This is a genomic window from Granulicella sp. dw_53 (assembly GCF_018449545.1).
GTDB lineage: Bacteria > Acidobacteriota > Terriglobia > Terriglobales > Acidobacteriaceae > Edaphobacter.
This window is the reverse complement of the sequence record NZ_JAAVUR010000002.1, coordinates 146,592-167,996: the sequence shown is the minus strand read 5'-3', so window position 1 is coordinate 167,996 and position 21,405 is coordinate 146,592. Positions and strand designations below refer to the sequence as shown.

The following is a 21,405-nucleotide window of genomic DNA, read 5'->3' as shown; positions in this document are numbered from 1 at the left end:
AACGAGGTTAATACATGGAAATCGGCGACTGGCGCCAGAAAATCGACGAGCTCGACGAGCAGATCGTCCGCCTCATCAACGAACGCGCCGCGGCGGCAAAGGCCATCGGAGAGCTCAAGCACTCCGCAGCCCTTCCCGTCTACGAACCGAAGCGCGAGCAGCAGGTCTTCGACCACGTCTGCCGCAACAACCCCGGCCCACTGGCTGACGCCGAGCTGCTCCACGTCTACGAGCGCATCATCGACGTCATGCGCACCCTCCAACGCCGCGAGCCTTAGTCGTTCGTGCCATCTGCCCTCGGAGCCAAAACTTTTTGCAGCACAGTAAAAGATTCAGCTTGTATCGAATACAGTTACGAATAAAGAGAGTGAAAGAAATCCAATGATCGTCGCAATGCAGGATAAGGCCACCGAGGAAAACATCCAACAGGTAATCGAGCGCATGGTCGAGCTCGGTTTCAACGTCCACCGCACCACCGGCGCATCCCAGACCATCCTCGCTGGCGTCGGCACACCCGACCACTTCGAAGTCACGGAGTTCAAGGTGCTCGCCGGCGTCCACGAGGCCTACCGCATCTCCTCGCCCTACAAGCTCGCCGGCCGCAACTTCCGCCCCGAAGGCACCAAAGTGACCTTCCCCAACGGCGTCGTCGTCGGTGGTAAGGAGCTCACCATCATGGCCGGCCCCTGCTCGGTCGAGTCCCGCGAACAGATCCTCACCAGCGCCAAGCAAGTCGCCTCCACCGGAGCCCAGTTCCTCCGTGGCGGAGCCTTCAAGCCGCGCAGCTCGCCCTACAGCTTCCAGGGCATGGGCCTCGAGGGCCTCAAGCTCCTCCGCGAGGTCGGCGATGAGACCGGCCTGCTCATCATCACCGAGGTCATGGAGATCTCCCAGATCGACCTCATGCTGCCCTACATCGACTGCTTCCAGGTCGGCGCGCGCAATATGCAGAACTTCAACCTCCTCCGCGAGCTCGGCCATGTCCGCAAGCCCGTCCTCATGAAGCGCGGCATCTCCGCCACCATCGAAGAGGTCCTCCTCTCCGCCGAGTACATCCTCTCCGGCGGCAACTACGACCTCATGCTCTGCGAGCGCGGCGTCCGCACCTTCGAGACCTACACCCGCAACACCATGGACATCTCCGCCATCCCCGTCCTCAAGAAGCTCACCCACCTCCCCGTCTTCGGTGACCCCTCGCACGGCATCGGCATCCGCGACATGGTTCCTGCCATGGCGCTCGCCAGCGTCGCCGCCGGTGCAGACGGCCTCCTCATGGAGATGCACCCCAACCCCGACAAGGCCATGAGCGACGGAGCCCAAAGCCTCTACCCCCAGCAACTGCAAGACCTCGTCGCGCAGCTCCGCCTCCTGGCGCCCGTCGTCGGCAGGTCTGTAGCGTAGACCGAAGCCAGCACTCTGGTCCCCGTTTGATTAACCGTGGCAATTGGGATTAGCGCTTAGGATTAAGCGTAGGGTTTTAGCCCTACGAGAACGGTCGTCAATCCAAGGGGCCTCCGCCCCGGACTCTTCGCTGCGGGATAACAATGATCGAGCGCATCACCATCATCGGAACGGGGCTGATCGGATCCTCGATCGGCCTCGCCTTGCGCGCCGCCGGCTTCGAGGGCGACATCAACGGCATCGACGCCGACCGCCAGGAGTACCTCGCCGCCCTCAACCGCAGCGCCATCGCCGAACCGAAGTTCAACTCCTACGGCGAGCGCTCCGGCGTCCACGACGCCGACGTCATCATCCTCGCCGTCCCCGTCCTCGCCATCAAGGACTGGATGCACAAGCTCGCCCCCACCCTTCGCCCCAACCAGCTCCTCACCGACGTCGGCAGCACCAAGCTCGAGATCTCCACCCTCGGCCGCGAGCTCTTCTCCGGCCCAAACCGCGCACGCTTCCTGCCAGGCCACCCCATGGCCGGCAAGGAGTCCGGCGGCGCAACCCTCGCCGAGGCCTTCCTCTTCGTCCGCGCCATGTGGCTCTTCACCCCCATCTACGAAGACACCACCCTCATCGAGCAGGAGTGGCGCGACTGGGTCGGCAAGTTCGGAGCCCGCACCATGGACCTCGACCCCGAACGCCACGATGAGCTCTGCGCCTGGGTAAGCCACCTCCCGCAGATGCTCTCCACCGCCCTCGCCGCCCTCCTCGAAGACAAGTTCGGCGACGCCCCGGAGATCTCCGAGATCGGCGGCCGCGCCCTGCGCGAGACCACCCGCCTCGGAGCCAGCCCCTTCAGCATGTGGCGCGACGTCGCCATGACCAACACCGCGCCCATCGCCGACACCCTCCTCGCCCTCGAACAACGCCTCGCCCACCTACGCGAAAACCTCCGCACCCCGGAGCTGCGCGACGAGTTCTCCCGCGCCAACCAATTCCGCGAGCGCCACACCGAACCACCCCTGAAAAAAACTCAAACCACCCCCACCACCTAAAAAACCCGCATCCCAAAAACACTCGGACCGCCACAAAAGCGGGTGCCCCACCCTTTTGCAGTCTCACCGCAATAGGGTGGGGTATCGTGCGAAGCACGACCGCCCTCCTTTCCAAACCCCAACCGCTAGGAAAGGAAAAACAGAAAGGATAACCACCTTTCCACTAAGCCCCAAAGCCCGGGTGCCCCATCCTTCGCGCCTTTGCCTCTCGCGAAGGGTGGGATGTAGACCTTATCCCACCGCCTTCTTTCCTAGCCTCAAAACTCCCTGCGAATCCGTAAGCGAGAGACCCACCGCTCTCACAACTACGCAACCCTCTGTGGAGACAACCTCCAGAGGCTCAATTAACCACAAACCCCAAACTCACCGCTTCACTCTTGTTGAAAGAGTCGCGGCCCCCTATCCTCTTGGACATGGACGCAGTCGCAAATCGATCGGCGCAAATCTTCTTAGCGAGCGCCCTATATCTCCTACTTTGGATTCCCGCTCTTTTATTGACGGCATTCGTCGCATTCATCGGGGGCTTCGTCGGCTCCGGCTTTGCTCCACTATGGAGTGCCGTCACATTCCTATTAACGTTTCCTGCTGTTCTTCTCGGAATCAAATCCTTTCGGGCAAGCGCTATCGCGATGGTGGCACTGTTAGCTTGGGACATCATCGCGACAACTTGGCATGACACCCTACCAACACACATCTTGGATTCGAAAATTGATATCCTGCTGCTGACCTCAACTGCACTGGTTGTGCTCGTGGCGCTCGTAAGTCCATTCGCCTCTCTAATCGGCTTCGTCCGACACCTTCGAGATGACTGACACACACTGAAGTGACGCGTGATCACACTCAACCTAGTTCGGAAGAATCACAAACCGCTCCACCGCCACCTTCCGCCCAGCAGTCGCACGCCTCGCATCCGGCAAAAGAACCACCGTAATCTCATCGAACTGCTTGATCACCCCACGCCTCGGAATTTGAAAAGCCAGCGTCTCCTCAACCGGCGCTGTACTACCCGGCAGCGGATCGACACCACTCAACGCAATCGACTTTATCCCAAGATTCTGAGTCCGCCTCCCCTTGGCATGCGAATCCGTAAGCGAGAGCCCCACCGCGATAGCCCCAAGCGAGGGATCGTTCTTGAAGACCACCTGCATCTCACGACAGCAGCTCAAGGCCATCGGTTCGCCCAGCCTCTGATGCGCCTCCATAAACAAAGGCCCTCGATCCGTCGAGCGAACATTGACCTTCAGAGGATCGCCATGCGTCGTACGCGAGTTCGGCCCCGGAGCATCCCCACTAAACTTCATATACCAGTACGGCCCGTTGAAGCGGATGACCAACGGCTTCGCCAGCCCCGGAGACGGCATGTCGCTACTCCGCGGAGGCGTGTGGAGGACCTTCTCTTCCTTCTGCACGATCGGCCATAGAACGATGGTCTGGTATCCGCTGGCGGGACGGTCGGACGAGGCCTGTACCTTCGTTATTCCAGGACTGGCCGGGGCTCGACGCAACCCATGAAGCCCGCCACGCGAAGCACTCGCCGGAGCAGACAACGCCACGAACACGCAACAGAACGCCACAACGATCAAGAGGTAAGGATGGAATCGTGGATCGATTCCTCTCTGCCGTCGTCCTCCCCTCACATAAGCCGCTCTGATCTGTAAGACCAGAAAGAGAGCAACCACCGCAAGCAGCAGCGTAAAGAGTTTCATCCTTCCAGTAGCAGCCGAAAGAAACGCCCCATAGAGACAAAGCGAGAGCCCAAAAGGAACCCACGAGGTCGGCGCAAGATTCACCTCCGAAGTGAAGAGACTCTTCTGGGAACTCTGTTGAAGCACGAGTCCGTCAGGCTCCTTCGACATCGCCTCCATATAGCGAAAGATAGCTGCCGCCATCAACATCGCCGACACCACCGCCACCAAACTAGCCCACACGGATCTCTGCTGGAGAAACAAGACAATGGCCGGCAAGAACACCCAGCCACAAACTCCACAACGAAGCAGACTGCGAAACTGCCCGCGCGAGCCACGCGGAAGCATCATCCACGTCCCTGCCGCGCCGATAAGACACGCAATCAAAAGATAGATGACAGAGAAACGAAGCCTCGTCCCCAGCGAGAGAGTATAAGTCTCCGGCGACTTGCAGATCAGGAAGCAGGCAGCGACCGCAAGGTTCAGCCCAGTGGCCAACGCCAACCAGAGCCGGCCACGATCCGTCTCGTAAGCGTCTTCACCAACGGACTGTCGATAGTCTGTCTCGAACATGGAAGGCACCATGCACTGCACATCGATAGTTGAACGAAATCGTCCCGGCCTTAGACAGCGATAGAATTCGCGTCGCTATGTCGCCGCCGCATAGGAGGAAGTGCGCACAGGAGGGCCGAGAACAAGCTCAAAGCCAACGGAACGCTGAGTGCCACAAAATGAGTGTTGAAGTTCTCCTGCGACGCATCATTCACATCCAGGCCGTGGTCTCTTAGATGGACGCCGATGGTAGCAACGAAGAGCACATTCAAGCCAACCGACAGACTCACCAGAGTCCGAAAAAGAGAGAGCCGTTGCGGCACTCGATTGCGCGTCGTCAAATAGACGAAAAAGCCAATCCAGACGAACAACACCGTGGGAGTAACTCCGTTCACAAACTGCAACCCGGTCGAGAAGGGCCAGTCCCGCTCCCCCATCCGCTCCCATAAATTTTGAGCCACCTCGCTTCTCAAAATGGAAGGCCACAACGCGGGATACAAGGTGCTCCACCCAATCGAAAACACCAACGGCAAAACATAAGCACGCGACTTACTAAGAAGCGTAACCGCAATGGCAGAGAGTGACTGCCGCCAGTACCACCCCGCCGAGCGCCCGGCCCGCAGCTCCTCCAACAGATCTCCTGCGAGCGACGCATCACACGATCCGAAGGTCAGATGCTCCAGCATCCAGGTTGCGACAGCGACCGAAGGTATTGGCTTCATACGAACTCCTCCCCAAGAGACGGAAGTGACTGCCACAACTCGCTGAGTACCTTGCGCGTCTCGTGAACGCTGCGCAGCCCTTGCTGCGTCACCCGAAAGTATCGCTTCGCACGGCCGCCTCGTTCCGGCGTGGACTCCCCCAGGTGCGAGACAACCAGGCCCTTGGTCTCCAGCCGATCCAACGCAGCATAAACGCTCCCCACCGAAACCTCCCAGCCCCGTCTCAGCGACAGCTCCCGGCACAGCGGAACCCCGTAGGCCTCGTCCCCCAGATGAACGATCGTAAGCAGAACCATCAACTCAAACTCGCCGAGATAACTATGCTCGCCCATATCTTCACTATAGGCGAAGAAATAAAATCTCACAATACTTTCTTTCGTAAAAACCGCCCCCATAATATCCCCACCTAGCGCGAGCGCAAAGCGGTCGCCAGCACCGACACCCCACGTCGCAGCTCCGCCGGGTTGCAGCCTGCGAAGCCGAGCATCAGAGCCGGAGGCTGTACATACTTCGTCGTGAACATCGAAAGCGGAGTGACCTCGAGCCCGTACCGCTGCGCCTGCTGAGCCGCATCCTGATCCGACTTCCATGTCTTAAGCCACCCAAGCGTGCGTATGCCCGCACCCGCGTGCACAACGTCGAGCAGCCCATCGAGCTGTCTATCCGCGGCAGTCTTGAGCACGTCAATCCGTTCCGCATAAATCTGCCGCATGCGCCGGAGATGCAGCCCGAAGTGCCCCTCCGTAATAAACTCCGCAAGAATAGCTTGATCCAACGTAGGCGGATGAAGATCGACAATGCTGCGAGCCGACGCAAACGCCTCAACCAGCCGCTCAGGCAAGACCATAAACCCCAGACGCAGCGCGTTGAAGAGCATCTTCGTAAACGTGCCGACATAAAGAACGCAACCCGAGCTGTCGAGCGTCTGCAGAGCAGCAATAGGGCGGCCAAAGTAGCGGTACTCCGCGTCGTACTCATCCTCGATGATCCACGCATTCGCGCTCGCAGCCCAGCGCAGCAGCTCCAAACGCCGGTCCGCCGACATCGTAACCCCCATCGGAAACTGATTTGCCGGCGTGACATAGACAAGCTTCGCTTTAGGCGCAAGCCTCCGCCCCGCCTTCACGTTGAGCCCCTCCCCATCCACAGGCACCGGAACAATCCGCGCACCCGCAGTGCGCAGCGCCTGAAGCGCACGCGAATAACCAGGGTCCTCCATCCAAACTTTATCGCCAGGAGCCAGCAGAAAACGGCCAATAAGATCGAGCGCCTGCTGTGCGCCTGAAGTAATAATGATCTGCTCCGGAGAGCAACGCACTCCGCGTGAAGCGCCAACATACTCCGCGATGGCCCTGCGGAGCGGCTGATAGCCAGCGGCATTGCCATGACCATAGAGCGACCGCGGAGCCCTGCGTAACACCCGCGAAGCAACCCGCGCCCAAAGCTCTACCGGAAAGAGATCGATGGCCGGCTCATACGCGCGGAAGGCCTTGCCGATCGAGTGCAACGCCGGCATCACCTCCACATCCTTCAGGAACTTTTGTGCGCGTCCAGAGAGCGCAGCCTTCGAGATAGGCAGAGCAAGCGCCGCGGACTTACGCGCCTTCGACAACAGCCCATCCGGAACCCCCGAGGCCACAAAAGTTCCCGCCCCCACCTCTGTCCGCGTGTATCCCTCCGCCTGTAGCTGATCGAAGGCCGAGACAACCGTTCCCCGCGAAAGCGAGTACTGCCTCCCAAGGTTGCGTGTCGAAGGCATCCTCGCGCCCGGCTTCAAGCGCCCGTCGAGAATGGCGCCGCGCAGCTCCGTATACAGCCACCGCCAGAGATCCTGCTTGCCAGCAGGCGCGTTCAACGAGAGATCCTGAAATGTCTCTTCCTTAGTCATCGCTCGTTCCAGGCTCCTCGAAAGTGGACCAATCCACCCTCACATTATGGACCTTCTCTCTAATCCACAGAAAGCCTAACGTTGACTTCGAGGAGATAAATATGGAACAGCGTTTGAACTACTTCAAAGCAGCCCCGGATGCATACAAAACAATGATCGGTCTTGAGTCCTATCTACGCGAGTGTGGCCTGGAGGCGAAGTTGCTTCACCTCATCAAGCTACGCGCCTCACAGATCAACGGCTGCGCGTTTTGCCTCGACATGCACTCCAAAGACCTGCGCGCAATCGGAGAGACCGAGCAGCGCCTCTACACACTCGACGCCTGGCGCGAGTGCCCCTGGTACACCGCCCGCGAGCGCGCCGCACTAGCCTGGACAGAGGCTTTGACCCTGATAACACAAGGACACGTACCCGATGCAGTCTACGAAGAGGCACGCAGGCACTTCACCGAGAAGGAACTCACCGACCTGAGCTTCGCCATCACAACCATCAACGCGTGGAACCGCCTGAGCATCGCATTCCGCAACACGCCAGGCACATATAAAGCGCCCGCACATCTCGCGATCGCAACCGCCTCCTAAGCACACCACAACGAACCCGCAAGAAGACGTTGACGGAGAAACAGAATGAAACAACATGCCTGGGCGATCCTCGTAGTCGCCGGTGTGTTCGAGACAGGCTTCTCCATCGGGATGAAGTACTCCGAAGGCTTTACGCGTCTATGGCCATCGATAGCGACGGCCATCATGATCGTCCTAAGCCTCGGCCTCGTAGGCACAGCGACGCGCAGCCTGCCGCTAGGTACGGCATATGCAGTATGGACAGGCATCGGCTCAGTGGGCACAGTAGCGCTGGGCATCCTGCTCTTCGGCGAGTCTGCATCCTTCAGTAGACTCGCCTGCCTGGGCCTCATCGTCGCAGGAATTCTAGGTCTGAAGCTTCATGGCGAATAGCGCGGCAGTTCCTGGCCATAGCGCAGCACTCTCGCGCCAAATAACCTAGCCCTCGACTGCGGTACTCTGGACTCCAGTATGAAACAAGCCCTCTTCATCGTCGACGTTCAGCCCAGCTTTCCTATACCAATCGAAATCCTCCACGGCATCCAGGCCCTAAGCGCCATCCTCCCCAGCGTAGCCACCGTCGAGAGACACGATGAATCTGTAACACCTTTTGAACGACAGCTAGGATGGAAACCCGGAAAGGCCGACGAAAGCCTCATACCCACCGGCCGCGTCTTCATAAAGCACGGCTACCTCCCGCCACCAGCCGCGATCGAATACCTTCGCAGCCTGCAAACCGACCGCATCCTCGTCTGCGGCACCCAGACCGACACCTGCGTCCTCGCCGCAGGCTTCGCACTGTTCGACGCCGGCCTACACCCAACCCTGCTGAAGTGGCTCACAGTCGGATCATCATTGGACCGCTCCGGCAATCTGGGAGCACGCCTGTGGGAACACCACTTCGGAAGCACCTTAGAACACCCCAATCGACTCAACATCCCCGAGTTCACAAAGTCTCTGCAGTCCAAGAGTTGATCAAACGTGTAAATGATTTCGAGCCAGACGAAAGTGTGGAATCGTGCGGCTGGTGCGAATCACTGAGTATCAAACCGAGTGGCTCAGCATTGAATTGACTTCAATCCAAACTAGCTAAATCAAAATAAAAGGCTATCTATAAGGCGTAAAGACAGGTGCCGCAAATGGACAATTCTCGTCATCGCATTGCTCATCAATATTTCACTTGACAAACAAGTGCTCGAAGGACGAGCCTCATCAAGGGAGCACTTGGATGCCAAGTAAAGAGAACGAACCAATTCAACTTCTTCAGGGGACGCTGGACCTGATTGTCCTTCGTACGCTTGTCAGCATGGGATCACAGCACGCCTATCAGATAGCGAGCCGGTTGGAGCACGTATCCGGCAATCTTCTCAGCCTCAATCAGGGCACGCTCTATCCAGCGCTTGTGCGTCTCGAGCAGTACGGATGGATCAAAGGAACCTGGGGGAAAACGGAAAACAACCGGGAAGCGAAGTACTACGCGATTACTCGAACTGGCCAGAAGGCGCTTGGGGAAGAGACGCAGCGGTGGAGAAGAATGTCCGGGCTCGTCGAAAAGCTTCTTGTCGAGGAGCTCTAAAGATGAAAGACCTAAGGCGAATTTTTCTCAGGTTCCTTAGCCTTTTCACTAACTCCAGCACAGAGGCCGAGCTGGACCGGGAGATCGCAGCTCATCTTCAGTTGCTGGAAGACGACTTCTTGGGTCAGGGGATGACTCCGAAGGAAGCTCGCCGCGCCGCCCGGCGCGCCTATGGAGGAGTAGAGCAGGCGAAGCAACTGCACCGCGACGAACGAGCCTTCCAAGGGCTGGCCACCATCGTGATGGACATTCGGTACACCCTGCGCCACCTGCGGAAGTCCCCGGGCTTCACGCTCACGGCGATCCTTATGCTGGCATTCGGAATTGGCGCGACGACAGCCGTCTTTTCGATCGTCGAGGGAGTTCTCCTGCGTCCGCTTCCGTTCGCCGATCCCGATCGCCTCGTCATCCTTGGCGATGACCTCGTCGGATCGCATTGGACCCAGCCTACTGTCACCCCGCCGGACGTCCGCAACTACATGCGGGACACGCACAGCTTTCTCCATCTCGGCGGCTATCAGCGAATCGGTCGCGAGTTGGCCGGCGTCGGCGATCCCGTGCACATCTATGCGACGAGAATGAGTGGTGAAATATTTTCGGCGTTGGCTACGGACCCACTGATGGGCCGCTGGTTCACCCAGCAGGAAGACGACCAGCATCAGACGGTCGTCGTCTTGAGTTATACCATGTGGCGCAACCGCTTTCATGGAGATGAGAAGATTCTTGGCACGAAGATCCTTCTGGATCGCCAACCCTATCTCGTGATCGGCATCATGCCTCGCGATTTTGAATTTCCCCTGGTGCCGGGGCATTTAAACAGCAGTGAACTTTGGATTCCGCTGAGCCTGCGCCCGGAAGAGTTCACCGCGGGCTACGCGGCATCGTGGAACTTTCGCATGGCAGGCCGTCTCAAACCCAGCGTTACGCCAGCACAAGCACAGAGAGATGCCCAGCTCGTCGCCGAAGAGACGATGAGGAACTACCCGGGATTTATGCGGAGCCTGCGCATTCAATCGCAGGTAAAACTCCTGCATGAAGACACCGTGACACAGGCCCGTCCGCTGGTGCACACGTTACTGATTGCGGTCGTGACGGTTTTGCTGATCGCATGCGCGAATCTGGCCGGTCTCCTTCTGGTGCGCTCGATCCGGAGAAGAAGAGAGATCGCCGTCCGCCTTGCCCTGGGAGCGAGTACCGGGATGCTGTTACGGCAGGCGCTGGTGGAAAGCCTGGCGCTGAGCATCGCGGGAGGCCTCGTCGGATTGGTCTTCGCTACCGCCTGCATCCGGATCGGCATCAGCCTCCTGCCGGAGACCTTGCCGAGAATTCGTGAGATTACGCTGGATTGGCCCGTGGTAGGCTTTGCTCTCGCGCTGGCTATTTTGATCGGTCTGGTCTGCGGCCTGGCGCCTGCATTCGCGGCCATACGGACCAGCGTCAACGACACCCTGAAGGAGGGTGGAAGAACCGGCACCGCAGGAAGTGGACACGGAAGGCTCCGTTCCGCGCTCGTCATCGCGGAGATCGCAGTGGCCCTGGTCTTGTTGACGGCCTCTGGGCTTCTCCTGCGCAGCTTCGAAAAGATGCGTCAGATCGATCCCGGATTTCGGGTGGATCACACGCTCACCGCATACTATGTCCTCCCCAAAGAGCGGTATGCGACACAGTTCGGAATCGACAACGTGACGAACGATCTGCTGCGCAGTCTGCGGCAACTGCCCGGAGTCAAAGCCGCAGGTATAACCTCCTCACGGCCCGGCTCAGGGAATAACGGAGGAATCGCAATCACCGTGGAGGGCGTTGTCCCTCGCAAAGACGCGGAACTGAATATGGCAACGGTATCGCTGTTGCAGGGTGATCCCTTCCAGGCGCTCGGCATCCGCTTGTTGCGCGGACGAGTATTTACGGAGTCGGACAAGGCAGACTCCCAACTCGTCGCGATCGTGAACCGGAAGCTGACCGAGCACTACTGGCCCGGCGAGAACCCTCTCGGAAAAAGGCTGCGCCGCGGGATGCCGGAGACGCCGACTCCCTGGCTGACCGTCGTGGGAGTCGTGGATGACGTCAAGCTGGGATCGGCCGACGGCGAGACAGCAGAACAGTTCTATCAGCCTGTAACCCAACAGGTCATCTCGGAAGGAGCGTTTGCTCCGGCCGGTGAACTGACCGGAACCTACGGATGTATCGTCCTGCATACCGAGACTCCTCCGGAGCAGTTGGAGAACCCGTTTGTGGCCGCCGCCCGAAAGATCGATCCTCAGCTCCCCCTGGTCGACATGCAGACGATGGAGAGTGTGATCTCGGAGAGCGAAGCTCCACGCCTGTTCAACACGGTGTTGATTTCATCCTTCGCGATAATTGCGTTGCTGCTGGCCGTGCTGGGGATTTACAGCGTCATCGCTTTCTCGGTTGCCTTGCGAGAGCAGGAGTTGGCGATACGCATGGCGCTCGGCTGCCAGCGCACGGGAGTACTCCACCTTGTTCTTACCTCGGCAGTGAAGCTCGGCGCCGTTGGATGTCTCCTGGGTCTGCTCACCTCAACCGCTGTATCTCACCTGCTGCGTACGTTTCTCTTTGGAGTCAGCCCTTTCGATCCACTTGTGCTGACACTATCTGCCGTCGCCATGTTGTCGTTTGCGCTCGCTGCATCCGCTCTCCCCGCCATGCGCGCAGCGAAGATCAACCCCATCATCGCCTTGCGTGGGGACTAGCAGCATCACGCAGAAAAACGTAATGCGAACGGCTTACTGTGAAGAGGAGGAAATCTTGGTGCACCATGAAACCCCGCCAGCGAGATTGGCGATTACGGATTGCAGGCTCGATCGCCAGAGCTTCGTTCCCCTATATCGGCAGATCAAAGACCTCGTATTGGATCGCATTGAACATGGTGACCTTGCCACCCGTGATCTGATTCCATCGGAGACGCGGCTGGGGGCCGCATTTCAAGTCAGCCGCCTGACGGTGAGGCAGGCTCTTTACGAGCTTCGCATGGAAGGTTACATCATTCGCGAGAGGGGGCGCTGCACATTTGTTGGAGGGGCTGCGGTCTAGCTACATGTGGTCTAAGTATGCAAGCGCTCTTCCCTTAATCAAAACTGACGGTTGTAGGATGTCGGCTTGTGATAAATCGCCAAGTCACTCAGCGAGTATGCGAAGGGACGAGAACATTGGCAGCCTTGGTCTGTTCCACTCAATCGATATCCTTGGCTACAGGATGCTTGCTTTACCAAAAGCAAGGAAAACGCAATTCGAAATAACAAGCTATGGATCACACCCTCATGCCTCAAGTAGCCAGAGCATGCATGACCCCACATCTACGCCCGTAACGACAAGCGAAGGCTTTATTATTTGCATTTTCCCCAGCAAAATCGCATGTCAAGCCCCAAAACCACCTAAACCATTTACAGCCATAGAGTTACCAGTGGCACTTTAGTTTCTGCAAACCAACTAAAATAGAAGAAGAGATAAAAAAACGCTCAGCGCGGAGACTCGACGTTCTTTACCAATTCGGCGCACACAGCTTCGGCTCGCGAAAGCTCCCCGCTAGAAGTCCAGGACGAAACCAAATAGAACGAGGACTTTAAGCAAAAAGGGGGGGAGGGGGGTCCCTAGATCTTCTGTACCCGCTGCACATCCCGCACCCCGGGAACCTTGCGCAGGTTCAGCACCATCTTGTTGAGGTGCCGCACATCCACCGTCTCGATCACGAAGTCCACCTGCGCCGTCTCATCTTCCAGCGCCTTCGAGTCCATGCTGCGGATGTTCGTGCCATCATCCGAGATGATCGCCGTAAACTCCTTCAGCATCCCAGCCCGGTCGTCGCAGATAATCGTCAGCTTCACCGGATACGTCTGCTGCTTCACCTTGCCCGGCTCTGACGCCAGCGGCGACCACTCCACCTGGATTCGCCGGTCCGACTCGTACAACAAATTCTGTACATTCGGACAGCTTCTGGCATGCACCGCGACGCCCTTGCCGCGCGTCACATAACCCACAATCTCCTCACCGCGAATTGGGTTACAACAACGCGCTCGGTACACCAGCAGATCGTCCTGACCCTCCACCTGCAGCGAGTCCGATCCCTTGCCGAAGAAGACCCGCTTCACCGCCTCCGACATCTGCCCAACAGCGCCCGCAACGCCGCTCTCATGCAACGCAGGCTCCACCGCCATCGTCGATCCCGGCTCCAGCTTGTTCAGCACCTGCCGCGCAGAATACTTTCCGAAGCCGACGCCCGCCTGCAAGTCCGCCTGCGACCCCAGCCCATACTCCGCCGCCACCCGCAGATAGTCCGCCTCGGCGAATTTTCCCAAAGACAGCTTGTACTTCCGCGCCTCGCGCTCCAGCAGCTTCTTCCCGATCTCCAGAGCTCGCTGCCGCTCATGCTCATTCAGCCAATGCTTGATCTTGTTGCGCGCTCGCGAGCTCTTCGTAAAGCTCAGCCAGTCGCGGCTCGGAGCATGTCCTGTCTGCGTCGAGATCTCGACGATATCGCCGTTGCGCAGCTTCGTCCGCAGCGGAACGATCCGTCCATTCACCTTCGCACCGATCGTCGTATTCCCGACCTCGGTATGAATCGTGTAGGCAAAGTCGATCGGACTCGCATCCTTCGGCAGCACCACAACCTTGCCCTTTGGCGTGAACGTATAGACCTCTTCCGGATACAAGTCGATCTTCAGCGTCGACATGAACTCGTTCGGATCGGTCATCTCCCGCTGCCACTCCATCAGCTGACGCACCCAAGCCAGCCGCTGCTCATCCTTGGCAGTAACGGTATCGCCAGCCTTGTACTTCCAGTGCGCCGCGATGCCCTCTTCGGCCACGCGATGCATCTCCTCCGTACGAATCTGCACCTCGAACTGATGTCCACCCTCGGCGATCAGCGTCGTATGCAGCGACTGATACAGATTGGGCCGCGGCATCGCGATAAAGTCCTTGATCCGCCCCGGCACTGGCCGCCAGATGCTATGCAGCAGCCCCAGCAGCGCATAGCAATCCTGCACCGTCTGGCAGATCACCCGGATCGCCAGCAGGTCGAACACCTGGTCCACAGGAATCTTCTGGTCCTGCAGCTTCTGCTGAATCGAATAAAGCCGCTTGATACGCGACTCCACACGACCTTGAATCTGATGCTCCTTCAGCTTCGCTTCCAGCTCCTTCACAATTCTGCTCAGGAACTCCTCACCAGCCGCGCGCAGCGACTCTACCTCGGTCGAAAGCTGCTCGTACGCATACGGATCTGTATAGCGAAACGCCAGATCCTCCAACTCGCCGCGGAGCTTACCCATTCCTAAGCGATGCGCCAGCGGAGCATAGATATCCAGCGTCTCGCGTGCGATCTTCTGCTGCTTCTCCGGCTTCAGATGTTCCAGAGTCCGCATATTATGCAGCCGATCCGCCAGCTTGATGATCACCACCCGAATGTCCGTAACCATCGCCAGCAGCATCTTGCGGATGTTCTCCGCCTGGTGATCCTCGCGATTGGCAAACTTGATCTTGTCCAGCTTCGTCACGCCCTCGACGATGTGCGCGACCTGCTCTCCAAACTGCTTCGCGATCTCAGCCGAAGTGACATCCGTGTCCTCCACCGCATCGTGCAGCAGCCCTGCTGCAATCGCCGTAGAGTCCATCCTCAGCTCCGCCAGCACCTGTCCAACCTCGAGCGGATGAATCACATAAGGCTCGCCGCTCGCACGCTTCTGTCCCTCATGCTGCTGCAGGCAGAAGGCCCAGGCCTTGCGGATAATCTCCAGATCGTCCCCAGGCCGGTTCTCATGCACCGTCGTCAGCAGCGTAGCGAACTTCGTATCGACGGAATGAATCTCCGCCTCCGACGTCCCCACCAGATGCGCCGCAGAGGACTCGCCGATGTCGCTTGGAACACTCCCACCCACCGGATGAGGAAGCAGCTCGCCCGCCGGACCATCCAGCCCAATCCCCGCTACCGCCTCTGGATCCGACCTACCGCTTACAGGACTGATCTCGTCATCTTCCAGGCGCACGCCCACCGGCAGTGCTGCCTCCAGCTCTATCCCCGCCTCCGTGGGCGGAACAGCCTCGATCTCCGTCCCCGTCGGAACGCCAGCCGACGGGCCAGCCTCCGGAGAGGCCGGTTGAAGGGTTGCCATAGGCCATTATAGGCTGCGCGACGCCCTAAAACCCACCATTTGCAACCCTTCGACCTCTCCGAACCGCCTCTTTAGCGCGCCGCCTGCACCGTAACCGGCTCCAGCAGCCCATCCACGCACCCCGCAGGCTTGTTCACCGGATTACATCGCGCCACCAACCCGCCCGGCAGCCCCACCGAATACCCCGTCCAGCTCGCCGGCTCCGACACGGGATAGTCGGTGCTGATCATCTGTGCTCCGGTGCGCAGCGTAACATCCCGGCGCGCCGTGTCGTTCTTCCGCGCCTGCTGGGTAGGCTCATCGCTGCGCGTCCGGATGAGGTATCCCTGCTTGATCAGCGGGTCGATCTCCTCCGGCGTCCCACCGTTCTCCTCGATAAATGCAGCATCCGGAGCTCCAGCCACCGCATTCGTAAACAGCACCCGTCCTTTCAGTGCCGGATGCCCCTGCGTGTAAATCCCTTCCGTCGCCCGCTGGTCCATCAGAAACACGACCTTCCCCCGGGCCTTCGCCAGCGTGGGCCATCCACCCTTCGCGATCGCCTCCGGCAGAGTAGCCGCCTTGCCCCGCACCTGATCCGGGACGATCATCTCATCGGCTGAAAATACCGACCGAATCTCCCCATCCAACTCGTCGAAGTCCTCGGCTGCCGCAAACGGTTCCACCTCCACCAGGCCCGAACCCGGCTTCGTCTTTCCGCCCTTCGTCTCAACCAGCAGAAAAATAGGAAGATGCTGTGGATGCGCCTTCGACCACGCGCGTACCTCTGTCAGGCAGAGCACAAATGTGTGACAGCGGCTTCGCTCGTCCAAATCCTGTACATGCATCACCTTTAGCCCCGGCTTGTCCATCTGGTGCTGCGGGTCGAAGTCCGGATCCGCAGGCAAGCCAGCCTCAGCCACATCCCTGACGATCTTCGGATGAGCAAATCGTCCACCCTGGCTATCGCGGAAGACGTCAATCTCCAACTGCCGCACTCCCGCCGTCAACTGGTCCGACAACGTCGCATGCCCATAGTCAAGACCGCTAAGAAAATTAGGAGCCGACTTCTCCAATAGCTTGCGTTCACTCGGCGCAAAGCCCATGTGATAGCTGTTATGCGTTCCAATCACCTGAATCTGATTGATCCGCACCGTCTTGTCCTGCTGCGCCGTACTCATCCCCTGCCCCAATGCAACGCTGCAAGCCGCAACTCCCAGGCCCAACGCAACTACCTTGCTTGCTATCATCATCCGCTCCTCTTACTTCGTTCTTTGGTTCAGAACTAAACACCCACCCGGTATGGCTTGCTGTAATGCGTCGACCACTCCACATCTTCGCTATTTGTCCACCGCACCGTACCTTTCTTCTCATCCGCTTCGAAGACCATCAGAGCGTTCTGGTCGTAGCGTGTGGAAGCCATCACCGTATGCTGCGGTCCATACGTATGTGCGAAGTCAATCCACTTATGCCAGTGTCCCGAGATCACAATCTGAATCGTATCCCGGTACTTCAGCAACAGCGGATGCAGGCCATAGTCCTTCATCTCCGTCGGCGTCGTCAACCATAGCGGATAGTGCACAAAGACCACCGTGGGCTTCCGCTCTGCAAGCTGCGCCTCCGCCCAATTCAACTGCTCCTCGCCGAAGGACCCGAATCCCCGCATCTTTGCAGGGCTGGAGGGATCCCACGTCACACCCAGAAAGTTATTCAAGTGCAGAAATCGAAAGCCTTTATAGTCCACTGCATAGTAGGGCTTCGTCTTCAGCTTCGCCTCGAACAGCCGATGGCTCATCTCCCGCGACACACCCGGCTTCTGGTGTTCGTCGTAGTCGTGGTTTCCGAACCCGACATGCACCGGCATCGCAAACCCATCCAGGATCTCCTTCGCATGATCGATCCGGGTCTTGTTCTTGAAGTAGAAGTCATAGTCCGCCGACGGATAGTTATGAAACACATCCCCGACCACAAACGTCTGCTCGATCTTTTGCCCGCTGCCTGTGCCGATAGAGTTGATGACGCTTCGGGCCGCCGTCAGATGATCGGCCGTCTGCAGAATCGTCGTATTGTCCTCCACCCCGTTCTCACTGCCCGGAACATAGAACTCATCGATGATGTGCGGATCCGCAATCACCGCAAATCGAAAAGAACTCGCAGCAACAGGAGCCGCCTTCGCGCCCCACGCCCGCTCTGTGTAACCCGCTCCCAGCGCCAGTGCTCCCAGCACTCCAAACTGTCTCCGATCAATCCTCATTACTACTCCTCTTTATTCACACTACAGAACACTCGTTACAAAAGCGCGAACGGCGCGTCCTGTAAAAGACGCGCCGTTCGTACGATCCATTCAGAACAGTTAGAAGATCAGCTTCGCAGCCAACTGTATTTGACGTGCTGGAAACGCACTGGTAATCGTACCGAAGCTGCCATTGGAGATATTGCCATCCGGAGCCTGGTAGTTGACCTGATTCAGGACATTGAAAGCCTCGGCACGGAACTCCAGCTTGGAAGCTTCGTTCCACAGACCGAACTGCTTGTGCAATCCGAAATCAGTATTGAAGAAGGCATAGGATCGCAGCTTGTTGCGCGATACATTGCCATAGGGAGTGGTATTGCCCAACGCCACTGACGGAACCTTCAGGTTGGTGATATCCAGGTATCCACCCAGCGCAGTCGCTGACTTGACGCGTTTGGATGACGGATTTTTGATATTCGCCGAGGCAATCGTCAACTGCGGCCGCAACGTCACCAGATCCGTTGTGAAAAGTGGGTTGGACGACGATGTAGTGTAGGTAAGGTTGAAGGGCTGACCGCTGGTCATCGTATTGATTACCGTCGTCTGCCATCCACCCAGCACCGCGTTGACCAGGAAGTTCGACTGCGCACCGTACTTGCGGCCATGGCCGTAAGGAAGGTCATAGACGATCGAGGTCGTATCGTTCAGCGGTTGATCGTACGCGGAAGGACCATAGTCATTCCGGGGATTCGCAAAGTTGATCCGCGAGTTGTCGTTGTTCGGAGTATCGAGGTGACCAGAGGCCAGATCGAACGTTCGGCTATAAGTAAACGAGTTCAACACATACAACGCGCCGGCTCGCTTCTCAATCTTCGCCTGCAAAGAATTGTAGTTCGAAGAGTTGCCACCGTAAGCAATCTCGATATCGCCGAAGGTCTGCACCGGACGACGTGTCTGATACGCAGTGCAAGTAGCAGTCAAGCAGGGAGTCGCCTGATTGTAGTCAGCCAGTACCTGCAGGTGCGTGCCCTTGTTTCCAACATAAGCAACATCGGCCACCACTCCCCAGGGGAGCTGCTGCTGGAATCCGATGTGGTAGCTCTGCACGTAGCCCGTAGCAAAGTTCTTCGGAATGTAGCGGGAAGTGACCTTGAGCGGATTGAAGTTCGCAGGAGCGGTCAAGCCAATAGCGTAGCCCTGCTGCGTCTGCCGGAAGCACAACGTCTGATCCTGCGTGTCATTAGTGCAACGGCTGGCCGCAGTAGGATAGAGCGAATTATTGTTATTGATCGAAGCGTTTACTACGTTCGGGCCGTTGTAGGTCAGGTTATTTTCACCACCGGCACGGTTGTACTGCGTGTAGCTGATGCCGTAGCCGCCGCGGAGAACGGTCTTTGGAGTAGCGCTGTACGAGAAGCCAAAACGCGGCCCCCAGTTCTTGAGCGGAACGTGCACCAAAGCCTTATCGTAGATGCTGCCGCCCTTCGCCTGGATCAGCGAGTTCGTCGTCGGATCGAAGTTCGCCAGCTTGTTATCGCGCTCCCACTGCGGAGTCGCAATCTCATAGCGCATACCAACATTGAGCGTCAGCGTCGGCGACAACTTCATATCATCCTGCACATACATATAGTTGAAGCGCTGCCGCAGATTGACGATCGTGAAGTTAGTCAGCGAGTAAGACGAGCGGTTGCCAAGCAGGAAGTCGGTCAACGCCCGCGCCTGGGCAATCTGCGTCGCCGCCCCATTTGTATTCGCGGGGTCAACAGGAATGCAGTTGGTATTCGCCGCACTGGTATTGGGACACTGAGCGTAGAAAGGAGTCGTGACGTTACCAACTGTCGTCGTCGGCCCAGTTGCATACTGACTGGCGTAGTTATCCTGCCCGTAGCTCGGATTGAAGTCGTTCACCTGCGTGTTGACGGCCTCATACTCATAGCCGAACTTCATCGAGTGCTTTCCACGTACCCAGGTAAAGTTTCCCTTGGGATCGTAGATCTCCGGATTCTGGAACTGAGGACTCGAGGTCTGAGCGCCGAACTGTGTAAAGCCCGTTACCGACTGTCCGTTTAGATCGCGCACGATGCTCGGGTCCGTCGGGATGCCGTTGGTGATGCCGTTCTCCGTCAGCAGGGAAGGATCTCCCTGGCCAAACGGGGTCTTCGCGCCTTGGTTCTTGGTATAGGCAAAGCGAATATCCAACAGCTTATTAGAGGAAATGACCCAGGTCGCGCCGCCGGCGATCTGACGGTTCAGAAGCTTGACGTTTGCATTGCCGTTACCACCCGCACGGCCGAGGACCGTCGGAGGATCGAAGATCGTTCCCTGATGCTCGCTGTAGCGGCCGAAGATACTCCACTTGGCATTGAACGTATGGTCGATACGGGCATCGCCCTTATCGTCCTGGATCGTTCCACGCGGCGAAGCACTGTAGTTATTCGAGATCGTGGCGCTGTTCACCGCGCCACCCTGAAGCGTGTTCGTTGGCAAAGCTGCCAGGACGGCCTTTCCAAACTGCGTCCCCGGAATGATGCCGTTGGTGTATGAAGTTCCCGTGAGAGGATTATAAAGCGGAATGGGAGCGGTGGTGCCGTCGACACGATGCAGCAGGAAGATTCCGTTCCGCTGCTCAGCATCCGGCAGCGTTACAGTCGAGACTGGATTACGGAAGATCTGCCGCAGTCCCTCATAGTCTGCGAAGAAGAAGGTGTGATCCTTGTAGATCGGTCCGCCAAAAGTGCCACCGAACTGGTTACGAATGAAGACCTGCTTCACGTTGCCCACCGGCACGAACGGCCCGATCGCATTCAGGCTGGTGTTGCGGAGATAGTCGTAAGCCTTGCCATGAAACTGGTTGGTGCCACGCCGCGTGGACACGTTGATGACAGCGCCCGAAGCGCGTCCAAACTCCGCCGAGTAGTTGTTCGTCTCTACCCGAAACTCGCTCACCGCATCCGGCGACGGCGGAATATTCTCATTCGCGAAGCCTTGGTTCGAGGTGCCGTAGTTGTTGTTATCCAAACCATCCAGCAAAAAGTTGTTGAACGCCGAGCGCTGGCCGTTCACGTCGAAGGAAGCTTCCCGGCTCGATGCAGTCTGATTTTCAAGCGCCGACTTGCGCACGCCCGGCGCCAACAGCACCAGGTCCGCATAGGACCGGCCATTCAACGGCAGGTTCTCGATCTCGCGTGTCGCAATCACCTGACCGCGCGAACTCGTCTCTGTCTCCAGGGCAGTCGCCGCACCGGAGACCGTCACCGTCTCGCTCACCGAGCCGGCCTTCATCGCCACATCGACCCTCTGACGGGCGTTCGTCGTTACCGTGAAGGTCTGCGTCTGCGTCTTCTGGAAGCCCGGAGCCTCGCTCACGATCTGGTAAGTTCCGATCGGCACACTGGCAAACTCGAAGCGGCCCTCGCCATCCGAGGTCTTCGTCTGCGCAATTCCCGTCGCTGTGTTAGTTAGCGTTACCGCACTGTTGGAGATCGCCGCGCCGGACGAATCCCGCGTGTACCCAAGCACCGAAGCCGACTCAAACTGGGCCATCGCGCTTCCGATCGGAAGTGTCATCAAAAGAACAGCCAGCAGCATGCGTACAACGAAGGCATGCTGGGAAAACTTTTTAGCCAACCCTGCCAAAC

Annotated in this window: 17 protein-coding genes; 9 read left to right on the top strand and 8 right to left on the bottom strand. The window is 58.3% G+C overall.

Going from position 1 to position 21,405, the window contains the following annotated elements; genetic code table 11:
* The first annotated feature begins 14 nt into the window (after positions 1 to 14).
* The 3 genes from HB393_RS03600 to HB393_RS03590 all read left to right on the top strand — a co-directional run bounded on the left by HB393_RS03600 (position 15) and on the right by HB393_RS03590 (position 2,444).
* Complete coding sequence (locus HB393_RS03600) at positions 15 to 278, top strand: chorismate mutase (protein WP_213803792.1); 264 nt, start codon at positions 15 to 17, stop codon at positions 276 to 278.
* Positions 279 to 381: 103 nt separating this feature from the next.
* Positions 382 to 1,401 carry a 3-deoxy-7-phosphoheptulonate synthase gene (aroF, locus tag HB393_RS03595; RefSeq protein ID WP_213803791.1) on the top strand — a complete coding sequence of 340 codons (1,020 nt, stop codon included), beginning with the start codon at positions 382 to 384 and terminating at the stop codon, positions 1,399 to 1,401.
* 143 nt (positions 1,402 to 1,544) lie between these two features.
* The gene (locus HB393_RS03590) at positions 1,545 to 2,444 is read left to right on the top strand and encodes a prephenate dehydrogenase (protein ID WP_213803790.1); all 900 of its coding nucleotides are present in this window, start codon (positions 1,545 to 1,547) and stop codon (positions 2,442 to 2,444) included.
* Between the two features lie 845 nt (positions 2,445 to 3,289).
* Here the strand turns inward: HB393_RS03590 and HB393_RS03585 are convergent.
* Genes HB393_RS03585 through HB393_RS03570 form a run of 4 tightly spaced genes read right to left on the bottom strand, consistent with a single transcriptional unit; the run spans position 3,290 to position 7,291 of the window.
* Positions 3,290 to 4,702 (bottom strand): hypothetical protein, encoded by a 1,413-nt coding sequence (locus HB393_RS03585; RefSeq protein ID WP_213803789.1) that lies wholly within the window; start codon positions 4,700 to 4,702, stop codon positions 3,290 to 3,292.
* 50 nt (positions 4,703 to 4,752) lie between these two features.
* On the bottom strand, positions 4,753 to 5,403 hold the full coding sequence (locus HB393_RS03580) for a hypothetical protein (protein ID WP_213803788.1): 651 nt from the start codon (positions 5,401 to 5,403) through the stop codon (positions 4,753 to 4,755).
* A complete protein-coding gene (locus tag HB393_RS03575) occupies positions 5,400 to 5,768 on the bottom strand; it encodes a PadR family transcriptional regulator (RefSeq protein ID WP_345945010.1) in 369 nt (122 codons plus the stop codon). Before HB393_RS03575 ends, HB393_RS03580 begins: the two co-directional genes overlap by 4 nt.
* A 41-nt stretch (positions 5,769 to 5,809) precedes the next feature.
* Positions 5,810 to 7,291 (bottom strand): PLP-dependent aminotransferase family protein, encoded by a 1,482-nt coding sequence (locus HB393_RS03570; protein ID WP_213803787.1) that lies wholly within the window; start codon positions 7,289 to 7,291, stop codon positions 5,810 to 5,812.
* Positions 7,292 to 7,392: 101 nt separating this feature from the next.
* Between HB393_RS03570 and HB393_RS03565 the strand changes: the two genes are divergently transcribed.
* The 6 genes from HB393_RS03565 (at position 7,393) to HB393_RS03540 (ending at position 12,478) form a co-directional block, all read left to right on the top strand.
* Positions 7,393 to 7,872 (top strand): carboxymuconolactone decarboxylase family protein, encoded by a 480-nt coding sequence (locus HB393_RS03565; protein ID WP_213803786.1) that lies wholly within the window; start codon positions 7,393 to 7,395, stop codon positions 7,870 to 7,872.
* A 45-nt stretch (positions 7,873 to 7,917) separates the two neighbouring features.
* Positions 7,918 to 8,244, top strand: coding sequence for a multidrug efflux SMR transporter (locus HB393_RS03560; protein ID WP_213803785.1), 327 nt, complete (start codon positions 7,918 to 7,920; stop codon positions 8,242 to 8,244).
* A 78-nt stretch (positions 8,245 to 8,322) separates the two neighbouring features.
* Complete coding sequence (locus HB393_RS03555) at positions 8,323 to 8,826, top strand: cysteine hydrolase family protein (protein ID WP_213803784.1); 504 nt, start codon at positions 8,323 to 8,325, stop codon at positions 8,824 to 8,826.
* A gap of 253 nt (positions 8,827 to 9,079) precedes the next feature.
* Positions 9,080 to 9,427 (top strand): PadR family transcriptional regulator, encoded by a 348-nt coding sequence (locus HB393_RS03550; protein ID WP_213803730.1) that lies wholly within the window; start codon positions 9,080 to 9,082, stop codon positions 9,425 to 9,427.
* A gap of 2 nt (positions 9,428 to 9,429) precedes the next feature.
* Positions 9,430 to 12,138, top strand: coding sequence for an ABC transporter permease (locus HB393_RS03545; RefSeq protein WP_218623879.1), 2,709 nt, complete (start codon positions 9,430 to 9,432; stop codon positions 12,136 to 12,138).
* Between the two features lie 58 nt (positions 12,139 to 12,196).
* The gene (locus HB393_RS03540; protein ID WP_345945048.1) at positions 12,197 to 12,478 is read left to right on the top strand and encodes a GntR family transcriptional regulator; all 282 of its coding nucleotides are present in this window, start codon (positions 12,197 to 12,199) and stop codon (positions 12,476 to 12,478) included.
* Between the two features lie 557 nt (positions 12,479 to 13,035).
* Here the strand turns inward: HB393_RS03540 and HB393_RS03535 are convergent.
* From HB393_RS03535 to HB393_RS03520, 4 genes are all read right to left on the bottom strand, one after another.
* Entirely contained in the window at positions 13,036 to 15,555 is a 2,520-nt protein-coding gene (locus HB393_RS03535) for a bifunctional (p)ppGpp synthetase/guanosine-3',5'-bis(diphosphate) 3'-pyrophosphohydrolase (protein WP_213803782.1), read from the bottom strand.
* Positions 15,556 to 15,626: 71 nt separating this feature from the next.
* Complete coding sequence (locus HB393_RS03530; protein ID WP_255550770.1) at positions 15,627 to 16,787, bottom strand: phosphatidylinositol-specific phospholipase C1-like protein; 1,161 nt, start codon at positions 16,785 to 16,787, stop codon at positions 15,627 to 15,629.
* A 32-nt stretch (positions 16,788 to 16,819) separates the two neighbouring features.
* Positions 16,820 to 17,788, bottom strand: a complete 969-nt coding sequence (locus HB393_RS03525; protein WP_213803781.1) for a metallophosphoesterase — start codon at positions 17,786 to 17,788, stop codon at positions 16,820 to 16,822.
* A gap of 99 nt (positions 17,789 to 17,887) precedes the next feature.
* Positions 17,888 to 21,394: a TonB-dependent receptor gene (locus HB393_RS03520; RefSeq protein WP_255550769.1), complete on the bottom strand. Its 3,507-nt coding sequence runs from the start codon at positions 21,392 to 21,394 to the stop codon at positions 17,888 to 17,890.
* Positions 21,395 to 21,405 lie beyond the last annotated feature (11 nt).